At 35.9% G+C, this 11,107-nt stretch carries 7 protein-coding genes, 1 riboswitch and 1 other annotated feature (1 of these 9 cut by a window edge); of the genes, 2 read left to right on the forward strand and 5 right to left on the reverse strand.

The annotated features are described in order from the left end of the window. Positions 1–14: 14 nt before the first annotated feature. From LKE46_RS00780 to LKE46_RS00800, 5 genes are all read right to left on the reverse strand, one after another. Entirely contained in the window at positions 15–176 is a 162-nt protein-coding gene (locus LKE46_RS00780) for a DUF3787 domain-containing protein (protein ID WP_291717515.1), read from the reverse strand. A gap of 58 nt (positions 177–234) precedes the next feature. Then, positions 235–2,583 carry a 5-methyltetrahydropteroyltriglutamate--homocysteine S-methyltransferase gene (gene metE, locus LKE46_RS00785; protein WP_291717517.1) on the reverse strand — a complete coding sequence of 783 codons (2,349 nt, stop codon included), beginning with the start codon at positions 2,581–2,583 and terminating at the stop codon, positions 235–237. A gap of 31 nt (positions 2,584–2,614) precedes the next feature. Further along, positions 2,615–2,800, reverse strand: a riboswitch (cobalamin riboswitch). A 72-nt stretch (positions 2,801–2,872) separates the two neighbouring features. Continuing rightward, a complete protein-coding gene (gene uppS / locus LKE46_RS00790; RefSeq protein ID WP_291717519.1) occupies positions 2,873–3,529 on the reverse strand; it encodes a polyprenyl diphosphate synthase in 657 nt (218 codons plus the stop codon). A gap of 141 nt (positions 3,530–3,670) precedes the next feature. Further along, entirely contained in the window at positions 3,671–4,474 is an 804-nt protein-coding gene (locus tag LKE46_RS00795) for an ABC transporter permease (RefSeq protein WP_291725494.1), read from the reverse strand. Further along, the gene (locus tag LKE46_RS00800; RefSeq protein WP_291717522.1) at positions 4,474–5,232 is read right to left on the reverse strand and encodes an ABC transporter ATP-binding protein; all 759 of its coding nucleotides are present in this window, start codon (positions 5,230–5,232) and stop codon (positions 4,474–4,476) included. Before LKE46_RS00800 ends, LKE46_RS00795 begins: the two co-directional genes overlap by 1 nt. 237 nt (positions 5,233–5,469) lie before the next feature. Here LKE46_RS00800 and LKE46_RS00805 point away from each other — a divergent pair, with 237 nt between their 5' ends. After that, positions 5,470–9,765, forward strand: coding sequence for a 2-hydroxyacyl-CoA dehydratase (locus tag LKE46_RS00805; RefSeq protein WP_291717524.1), 4,296 nt, complete (start codon positions 5,470–5,472; stop codon positions 9,763–9,765). 96 nt (positions 9,766–9,861) lie between these two features. Continuing rightward, positions 9,862–10,881 carry an ABC transporter substrate-binding protein gene (locus LKE46_RS00810; RefSeq protein ID WP_291717527.1) on the forward strand — a complete coding sequence of 340 codons (1,020 nt, stop codon included), beginning with the start codon at positions 9,862–9,864 and terminating at the stop codon, positions 10,879–10,881. A 61-nt stretch (positions 10,882–10,942) separates the two neighbouring features. Beyond that, positions 10,943–11,107, forward strand: a binding site (T-box leader) (it continues 58 nt past the right edge of the window).

Genomic DNA, 11,107 nt, shown 5'->3' on the forward strand with positions numbered 1-11,107 from the left:
TTTTTTTTACACTTTTACTTTTCGTTTTCGTCTACCCAGTCTTTTGCATTGGACGCATTAAATTCGTCTCCGATAGGTACATTTGATACAGGCTTTGCTTTTTTCATGTTTGCCCAGGCAGCAGTTTCATGATTTTCAATAGGTATTTTTTTATTGGATTTTCTGTTATCTAACATTTATATCACCTCTATAAATATTATTTTCAAAAATCCTGAATATATGAGTAAAATATAATTAAAGTTTTTCTCTGACTGATTTTGCGGCAGCTACCATGTTTATCAAACTTTTTTCAGCTTCATCATTACCTCTTGTTTTTAAGCCGCAGTCAGGATTAATCCAAAGTTTGTCAGGAGCAATTTTAGTGAGCATTATATTTATTGAGTTCTCAAGTTCTTCCTTCGAAGGTACTCTTGGAGAGTGTATATCATATATTCCAGGCCCTACTTGAGATTTGAAATTATTATTTTTTAGAAAATCAAGTATTGAGAAATCTGAACGAGCAGCTTCTATGGAATATACATCTGCATCCATATCTTTGATTTCATTTATTATATTTGAAAATTCACTGTAACACATATGTGTGTGGATCTGTGTTTCACTTTTAACTTTTGAGTTAGTTAAATGGAAAGCAGGTATCGCCCAATCCATATATTTTTTATGAATATCCTCGGACTTTAAAGGAAGTTTCTCCCTTAATGCAGGTTCATCAATCTGTATTACCTTTATACCGGCAGCTTCAAGATCCAGCACTTCTTCTCCAATTGCAAGTCCTATTTGATATGCTATCTGTTTTAATTCCAGGTCTTCTCTTGGAAAGGACCAATTTAAAATTGTAACAGGTCCTGTTAACATTCCTTTAACAGGTTTGTCTGTTTTGCTCTGAGCAAATTTTATCCATCTGACTGTCATAGGAGATGTACGCTGTATATCACCGTAGATTATAGGTGGTTTTACTGCTCTTGTTCCATAGGATTGTACCCATCCATTCTGTGTAAATAAAAAGCCATCAAGTAATCTGCCGAAGTATTCAACCATGTCTGCTCTTTCATATTCACCGTGAACCAATACGTCCAGTCCTATATTTTCTTGAAGTTTAATTACAGCTTCAATTTTTTCCTTGATTTCATTTTCATACTTTTCCTGTGTAATAGTATTTTCCCTTAAATCCTTTCTCAACTTTTTAATTTCATGAGTTTGTGGGAAGGAACCTATAGTGGTTGTAGGAAGTAGCGGTAATTTAAGAATATTGTTCTGTATTTCCCTTCTATGTTCGAGATTATCCTTTCTTACAAAATCCTCCGGCTTTAAGTTTTTGATTCTCTGTCTGATTTTTTCATTATGGCACAGAGGATTAGTTTCTTTTCTTTTCAATATTTCCTGATTTTTTATATAGATATTTTCGTGTTCATAGTTGCTGCAATCGAGTAGATTTTTTAACTCCGAGAGTTCAGTCAATTTTTCATCTGCAAAGGCCAGACTTTCTATATATTCTGACAAGTTTACGAGGTTGTCCAAGGTTCCCTTTGCAGTATCAAGATTTTTTATATTTTTGTCATTCAGGTTGCCTTCTTGAGTAACTGTATAAGGTACATGAAGAAGGGAACAGGAAGTACTTATATAAATTTTATCAGAATTCACATATCTGCTTATACGCTTAATTATATTGATACTTTTATTATAGTCATTTCTCCATACATTTTTTCCATTGACAATGCCTGCCAATAAAATTTTATCCTTCGGAAAGCCGTACTTTTCTATAAGCTCCAAATTTTCCTTACCTTCAATAAGATCCAGACCTATACCGTCGAATTTGAGATTTCCCAAATCCTTGTATATATCTCTTATATCACCAAAATAGGTCTGTAAAAATACATCGAATTTATAATCTTTATTTAAAATTTTATTGTATACATTTTTAAATAAATTTATATCATTTTCTGTCAGATCGGTTACTAAAATTGGTTCATCAATTTGCAGACAATCGATATTTTGCTCTTGAAATCTGTCCAATATATCTATATATACATCTGCAAGCTTATCGAGAAGTTCTCCAAATTTTTTATCGGTTTTTAAATATGAAAGTTTAAGGAAAGTAAAAATACCTATTATTACTGGTTTGGTTTCAATACCGATGTTTTTTGCCTCTCTATAGAGATCAAAAGGTTTTGTATCGTTTAGTTTAAAATTGATATCATCATCTATTTCAGGTACGATATAGTGATAATTTGTATTGAACCATTTTTTCATGGGTAGTGCTTTTACATCCTTGGAGTCGCTCTGATAACCTCTTGCCATTGAGAAATATGTATCAAGGGGTGAAAGTTCCAGTTCCAGATATCTTTTTGGTATGATATTCAAGAGATATGCCATATCAAGCATATTGTCATAATAAGAAAAGTCATTTGATGGAATAATATCTATTCCACTTTCTTTTTGCTTGGTCCAGTATTGCTTACGCAGCTGGCTGGCAGTAGAAAATAGCTCATTGGAATCTGTATTTCCTTTGAAATATGATTCTACTGCAAATTTTAATTCACGGTTAACACCTAGCCTGGGGTAACCTACAACGGTTGATTTTTTCATCGATTTTCCTCCTTATCTTCAATCCCAAAGATTCAGTTTCACATAAAAGGCAGGTCTCCTGGCTTAACTTCATCCTACTTGTTTCCCTTCCCGTCCAATAGACAGTGGTTTAGAAACTTTCGTCCAAATTACAGTAGTGGGTGCTGCTCAAGATTATAACTTGATTCCCTATTATCTTTTACAAATGAGTAAAAGCACCTTCTATGTTAAAGAATTCTTTTCAATTTAAAGTCATGAAGTAAATTATAGCATAAAACCACTTTATTATAAAGTGGTTTTTAGTCGTATTCTAGCCGCCTAAGGTTGTATCCTGAGTAGCATACCACTTTAATGCATCTGTAAGATTTGATGGTTTAAAATCCGGCCAGTAGGTATCAACTACGTAAAAATCGGAATAAACTGACTGTACAGGAAGGAATCCGCTCAAGCGTCTTCTGCTTCCCCAACGTATTATAAGATCTATTCTTGATATATCACAGGAATTTAAATTATCTATAATAGAAGATCTATTTTTTGAGCCTGCGTTATTTGAATTGACTAAATTACTTAAGTCCCAGTCCCATCCGTAATTCACAAGGAAATTAACTTTAATACCTCCGGTGCCTAAATTCGTTCTGTTATTGACATAAGGGCGTAGTTCATCCGGAAACATAGGTGAATTTGAATTACCGACAACTAAAAGTGAAGCATTTTCTTTGGATAATATGTCTACTGCAGCGATACAGGCTTCGGTAAAGGCTTCCGTCTGTATTTTTGGCCTCTTGGTGTTGTCTACAGTGAAACCATAATAGGTAATTTCATGAATGCCCAATTTTTTGCACAGCCTGAATAATTCAACTCCAGGCTTTAATCCGCATTCATAGCCCTTTTCTTTACTCATGCCGTTTTTTACTGCCCAGCGCCTATTTCCATCTGGAATTATTCCTATATGATTTGGAATTTTCATAAAATAAATACCTCTTTAAACAAATTTAAACATACAGCTATTGTTAAATTATTGCCACATGAAAAATTATTATTCAACTAATGCATATTAAAAATGTAAAAGAGGATGTTTCAAAACCAGGACATCCTCTTTTGAATGCTATCAATGCAAAAGTCTTTTCTTAACTTTTTTTTCAGCAGCTTCCACAAGTTTGTACATGATATAAGCTAACACGGACAATATTATTATACTCAGCATTACCGTATCTAATTGTGATATTTGTCCTCCAAATATTATGAGAAAACCAAGGCCTTCCTTTGCTACAAGGAATTCGCCCATAATTACTCCTACCCAGGAAAGTCCCACATTTATTTTCAGTGTAGATATCAGCGCAGGAATTGAGGCGGGCATTACAAGATGCATCAAAATCTGAAACTTTGAGGCACCAAAGGTTTTTAACAATCTTATTTTGTCCCTGTCAACTTCTTTAAAGGCATTTAGTACATTCAGTATAGTCACTACTATGGAAATAAGTACGGCTACCATGATAATAGCCGATATTCCGTTGCCTACCCAGAATATTATTATCGGTGCCAGGGCTATTTTAGGAAGTGCATTCAGTACAACAAGGTATGGATCAAGTACTTCGGATACGAAGTCAGACAGCCACAGAAGTACTGCAATTAAAGCACCAAGGATTGTACTTATCAGGAATCCAAGTATGGTTTCGATACAGGTTATACCTATATGTTCAAACATGGAACCTTCCATATATAGTTTTATCAGGTTTTTCCACATTCTAGAGGGGGTACTTGTCAGAAAGGGATCTATCCATTTCAAGTCACCGGCTATTTCCCATAGAGCAAAGAAACATATTAAAATCAAAGTTCTACATATAAGTATTTTCCTTTTCTTAGTGCGTATACTTTTTATATACAGCTGATGTTCTTTCAAATTGTCTATCATCATATATTCAACTCCTTCCAAATTTTGTTGAAGTATATTCTGAATTCAGGATCTTCTCTGCATTTTAAAGGAGAGGTATAAGATTGATCAAAGGTTATATCAAATATCTTTTTTACTCTGGCAGGTCTGTTAGAAAGTACCAGAATTCTATTTGACATGGAAATTGCCTCGGCAATATCATGAGTTACCATTATAACTGTTTTACCTTCCTTTTTTAGTATTTTAAATATCTCATCGCTTATATTGAGTCTTGTCTGATAATCAAGTGCTGAAAAAGGCTCGTCAAGGAGAAGAACTTCAGGGCTTAGAGCCAGGGTTCTTATTAGAGCCACTTTCTGCCTCATTCCGCCGGATAGCTCTTCGGGATAGTAGTTTACGAAGTCTATAAGGCCATAGTTCTTTAGTAGTGAAGTTATCTTATTCTTATATAAATCGATGGACTTATGTTGTATTTTTATACCTAATGTTATGTTGTCCCAGACAGTTGACCACTCAAAGAGCTGGTCCCTTTGAAACATATATCCCATTTTAGCAGAAGCGGAAGTTATCTTTTCATTGTCTATATATATATTTCCATAGGAAGGTTTTATGAGACCTGCAATTATATTTAAAAGAGTAGTTTTACCACAGCCGGAAGGTCCAACTATACTTAAAAATTCACCTTCCTTTACGGAAAGGCATATATCCTTCAAAGCTTCTGTAGAACCTTTTGGTGAATGGTAGTTCATATATATATCTTTTACTGTTAATTTATCCAAAATATCATCTCCCAGCCAGAGTTTGGTTGTTTATTTCAATTAATATGTTGTAAACCATGATTTATTATATGAAAATCCGAAATGTATTGTGATTGATGATTTTGGTGCTGTAAATATTGGGCAATTATGATTAGTGTCTTGAATTATGATCTATTTCATGTTAGAATTGCGTGATAACTCACATATGATATAATGTAATTGACAATAAAAAACTATTATTTTAAAAGGTGATTATGTATGAAAAATTTATTTCACGTGGGTCTTGATGTAGGTTCGACTACTGTAAAAATAGTTGTATCAGATATTAAAGACAGTATTGTTTACAATAAATATCAAAGGCACTTTTCCGATATAAAAAGTACTATATCCAGGGTTATTAGAGATGCCTATGAAAAGCTGAAAGATTCAGATATCACCATAATGGTTACGGGATCAGGAGGATTATCAGTATCCAAGTGGCTCAATATACCTTTTATACAGGAAGTAGTAGCTTGTACGAATACTATAGAAAAATTTATTCCACAAACCGATGTGGCCATAGAGCTTGGTGGAGAGGATGCAAAGATAACATTCTTTGAAGATGGAGTGGATCAGAGAATGAATGGTTCCTGTGCAGGTGGGACAGGTGCTTTCATAGATCAGATGGCTTCACTTCTCCAGACAGATGCAGAAGGATTGAATGAACTGGCTAAAAATTATAGAGTTATATATCCTATAGCAGCAAGATGCGGTGTTTTTGCAAAAACAGATGTTCAGCCGCTTTTGAATGAAGGCGCTGCCAAAGAGGATATTGCAGTATCAATATTTCAATCCGTAGTGAATCAAACAATAAGTGGACTTGCTTGTGGAAAAACTATAAAAGGCAATGTGGCATTTTTGGGAGGTCCATTGTATTTTTTATCCGAACTTAGAAAGAGATTTATAGATACATTGGGACTAACCGAGGATCAGGTTATATTTCCGAATAATTCACAATTGTTTGTTGCCCTTGGGGCGGCCATTTCTTCCAAGGACAAGAGGATTATTACATTTGAAAGCCTTGTAGACAGGCTTTCCCATTTAAGTGACACTTTAACTGATGAAGTACAGACTTTAAGGCCGCTTTTCAAAGACAATGGGGAATTGAGAAGATTTAAAGAGAGACATTCCAACAGTGTAGTTGAAAGGGAGAGCCTGGAAAATTACAGCGGGAACTGCTATTTTGGCATAGATGCAGGATCGACGACTACAAAGGCTGTACTTATAAGCGAGAATGGAAAGCTGCTGTATTCATTTTATGGAAGCAACAATGGAAATCCACTGAGATCTTCAGTAGAAATATTACGTGATATATACGGTAAGCTCCCCAAAGACGTTAAAATTGTCAATTCGGCAGTTACGGGTTATGGAGAGGCACTTATAAAGTCTGCACTTTCTGTAGACATTGGGGAAGTTGAGACAGTATCACATTATAAAGCAGCCCAATTTTTCCAGCCAGGCGTGGATTTTATACTTGATATTGGCGGACAGGATATGAAATGCCTGAAAATAAGGGATGGAGTAATTGACAATATAATGCTCAACGAGGCTTGTTCTTCGGGGTGCGGTTCATTTATTGAAACTTTTGCAAACTCCCTGAATATGAAAATTGAGGATTTTGCTAAAAGTGCGGAAACTTCAAAACGGCCTGTGGATTTAGGCTCACGATGCACTGTATTTATGAATTCCAAGGTCAAACAGGCGCAGAAGGAAGGCCTGTCTGTAGGAGATATATCTGCAGGACTTTCATATTCCGTTATAAAAAATGCACTTTTTAAAGTTATAAAAATAAGAGATCCAAGAGAACTTGGGAAAAAGATAATAGTCCAAGGTGGAACTTTTTACAATGATGCCGTGCTCAGGGCATTTGAGCTTATATCTGAAAGAGAAGTAATAAGACCTGATATAGCCGGGCTTATGGGAGCCTTTGGAGCGGCTATTATTTCCAAGGAAAGATATAATCCCTCATATACGAGTACTCTCCTGAAAAGGGAACAGCTTAAGAATTTTAATGCAAAGACAGCTATGAATAGATGCGGCAGATGTGCAAACAATTGTCTGCTCACTATAAACGAATTTTCCGATGGACACAAGTTTGTTTCAGGCAACAGGTGTGAAAGAGGAATAGGAATTCAAAATACCGGCAATGACATCCCGAATCTTTTTGATTACAAATATCGAAGAATATTTAATTATGTTCCTCTTAAAAAGGATGAGGCCTTTAGAGGACAAGTCGGTATTCCGCGAGTGTTGAATTTATACGAGAATTATCCATTTTGGTTTACATTTTTTACAAAATTAGGGTTTAGGGTGGAACTTTCACCTCGATCCACGAAGGACATATATGCTCTCGGGATAGAGACAATACCTTCAGAGTCGGCCTGCTATCCTGCAAAACTGGTACATGGACATATAATGAGCCTTATCAACAGGGGAATTAAATTTATATTCTATCCGTGCATACCTTATGAGCAGAAAGAACAGAAAAAGGCAGACAACCACTATAATTGTCCTATGGTAACTTCTTATCCGGAAGTCATAAAAAACAACATGGACGTACTCTCTGAAGAAAATATCAATTTCAAGAATCCATTTTTACCGCTGGATGACAGGAACAGGCTTATAGACAGGCTGTTTGAAGAATTTGGTGAATTCAATATACCAAAGGGAGAAATAAGGGAAGCAGTAGAAGCTGCATATAGAGAAGACAGGTGTGTAAAGGAAGATATAAGAAAAAAAGGTACAGAAGTAATTGAATATCTTAGGGAAACTGGCAAAACAGGGATAGTTCTTGCAGGAAGACCATATCACATAGATCCTGAGATAAATCATGGAATACCAAACATAATAACTTCCTATGGCATGGCAGTTTTAACGGAGGATTCCGTAGCACACCTTGGAGTTGTTGAAAGGCCTCTGAGGGTTGTGGATCAGTGGGTATATCATTCTAGATTATATTCCGCTGCAAGCTTTGTAGCAGTTCAGGATAATCTTGAACTTATTCAGCTGAATTCTTTTGGATGCGGACTTGATGCTGTTACTACAGATCAGACTCAGGAAATATTAAATAGGTATGAAAAATTGTATACTGTACTTAAAATAGATGAGGTAAGTAATCTGGGTGCAATAAAGATAAGAATACGCTCACTGAAGGCTGCGCTGGAAGAGAGGAAAAAGGCAGGTTTTAAACCTCACAAAGTTGGAGAAAATACCAAAAAGATAGTATTTACCAGAGAGATGAGGAAGAAACATACAATATTATGTCCTCAGATGTCACCAATACATTTCCAGTTTATTCAGGAAGCTTTCAATGCTTCAAACTATAAACTTGAAGTGCTTCCTTCAGTGGACAGGAGAGCGGTGGATGAAGGACTTAAGTATGTAAACAATGATGCCTGTTATCCATCCATAATAGTCGTAGGGCAGATAATAGAAGCTCTTAAATCAGGGAAATACGATCTGCACAATACATCGGTCATGATATCACAGACAGGCGGAGGCTGTAGAGCAACCAACTATATAGCATTTTTGAGGAAGGCATTGAAGGAAGCGGGAATGCAAAATATACCTGTAATATCCATAAATGTTGTTGGAATGGAAAAAAATCCGGGATTTAAAATTACACCGGGACTTATCAACAAGGGAATAATGGGACTTGTATATGGAGATCTCCTGATGAGGGTATTGTACAGGGTAAGACCTTATGAAAGAATACCGGGTTCTGCAAATTCTCTGTATAAAAGATGGGCTGAAAAATGCAAGGGAAATGTGAGAAATGGAAGTCATGTGGAATTTAAGCAGAATATATATAACATAGTAAGGGAATTTGACAATCTGGAGATAAATAATGTGAGAAAGCCGCGTGTGGGAGTAGTAGGCGAGATACTTGTAAAATTTCATCCAACTGCCAATAATGAAATTGTCAAGGTTCTTGAAAATGAAGGGGCTGAGGCAGTAGTTCCGGATCTAACGGACTTTCTGCTCTACTGTGCTTACGATGCAAAATTTAAACATGAAAATCTGTCGGGAACATTGCTGAGTGAAATAATAAAAGGTGCAGGTATAAAGTTCATCGAATATTATAGACGGCACATGAAAATTGCATTGAAAAACAGCTGCCGTTTTTCACCGCCTTCTGACATAGAAGAACTGGCAGAGGGGGCGTCCGGTGTGCTTTCTCTGGGAAATCAGACAGGTGAGGGATGGTTTTTGACAGCTGAGATGATAGAGCTTATAAAAAGCGGCACCAGGAATATAGTATGTATGCAGCCTTTTGCATGTCTCCCGAATCATGTGACGGGCAAGGGAATGATAAAGGAATTGAAGAGGAAATATCATGGAAGCAATATAGCTGCCATTGATTATGATCCCGGTGCAAGTGAGGTCAACCAGCTGAACAGGTTGAAGCTTATGCTCTCCGTTGCCTTCAAGTCACTTAAAGATCAGGAAGCCTTTGAAGCTGAAAGCAGTGAGTTTATGGGCAAACCTGCATTTGCGGATGATATAAATAAATAATGATTAATGGAAATGATTTTGTGAAAAATAGTTTTTCACAAAATCATTTTTTATTTCATACTATGGACTAGTATAAAAATTATATGGGGGACAAGTATGAAAAAACATAAAATAAGTATTTTGGCACTTCTGTTCAGCTTTGTAATGGCAGCTTCAATTTTTTCAGGATGCGGAAGCAGCAAGAATGGAGATAAAAGCCTTAAAAAGGTAAGGTTGAACGAGGTTGCAAGATCCGTATTCTATGCACCTATGTATGCAGCTATAAATGAAGGCATGTTCAAAAAGCAGGGGCTTGAGATAGATATTACTACAGGACAGGGAGCAGACAAGACAATGCAGACTGTGTTGAGTAAAAACGCCGACATAGGATTCTGTGGTCCTGAACAGGTAATATACATCTATAATCAAAAGAGAGAGGATTATCCTATATTATTTGCACAGATGACTACAACCGACGGTTCTTTTATGGTAAGCAGAAAAGATGAGAAAAATTTTAAATGGCAGGATTTGAAGGGAAAGAACATAATAGGTGGAAGGCCAGGGGGAGTACCGGAAATGGCGCTTGAGTATGCACTTAGAAAAAATAAAGTTGAACCTGGAAAAGATGTGAATATTATAACGAATCTTGCATATACTGCAACATCAGGTGCCTTTAAGTCGGGTACGGGAGACTATGTTGCACTTTTCGAACCTACTGCAAGTATGCTTGAGAAAGATAAAAATGGATATATAGTTGCCTCGGTAGGAGGAGCATCGGGAAGCCTTCCATATACCTGTTACTTTGCAACCAAATCCTATATTTCACAAAATCCTGATGTTATAAAGAAATTTACCAAAGCCATATATGAAGGTCAGGTATGGGTTCAAAAACACAGTGACAAGGAAGTTGCAGAATCTATAAAATCATTTTTCCCTGGTACTGATGAAGGAATACTCGAATCTGTGGTCAAAAATTATAGAAGTATAAATGCATATGCACTGACACCGGAAATCAAACAGGAAAACTTAGATAGATTAATGGATATAATACAGTCATATAAATCCAGTTTAATACCACAGAGACCTCCTTTTGAAAAAATAGTTGACAATTCCTTTGCAAAGGAAGCTGTAAAATGATAAAAAATTCTTGACAGTTCTTCAATTAACGTTATAATTATAATGTATAAATTGAATTACAGTACTGACTGTGAAGAAGAGTAGTAGAAATAACACGGTATAAAGAGAGGAAAATTATTAGTTGAGAGATTTTCCATACTATATTATTTCGAAGGTAGCTTTGGAGTTTCTTTATTGAATGCAAGTAGATAAAGACGGTTGTTTCCGTTAATTATTTAAGAGTCTG

It is taken from the genome of Clostridium sp., assembly GCF_022482905.1.
Taxonomy (GTDB): Bacteria; Bacillota; Clostridia; order Clostridiales; family Clostridiaceae; genus Clostridium_B.

Coding starts and splice junctions, on each gene's coding strand:
- LKE46_RS00780 (WP_291717515.1), bottom strand. CDS start 176: ATGTTAGATAACAGAAAATCCAATAAAAAAATACCTATTGAAAATCAT.
- LKE46_RS00810 (WP_291717527.1), top strand. CDS start 9,862: ATGAAAAAACATAAAATAAGTATTTTGGCACTTCTGTTCAGCTTTGTA.
- uppS (WP_291717519.1), bottom strand. CDS start 3,529: ATGAAAATTCCAAATCATATAGGAATAATTCCAGATGGAAATAGGCGC.
- metE (WP_291717517.1), bottom strand. CDS start 2,583: ATGAAAAAATCAACCGTTGTAGGTTACCCCAGGCTAGGTGTTAACCGT.
- LKE46_RS00805 (WP_291717524.1), top strand. CDS start 5,470: ATGAAAAATTTATTTCACGTGGGTCTTGATGTAGGTTCGACTACTGTA.
- LKE46_RS00795 (WP_291725494.1), bottom strand. CDS start 4,474: ATGATAGACAATTTGAAAGAACATCAGCTGTATATAAAAAGTATACGC.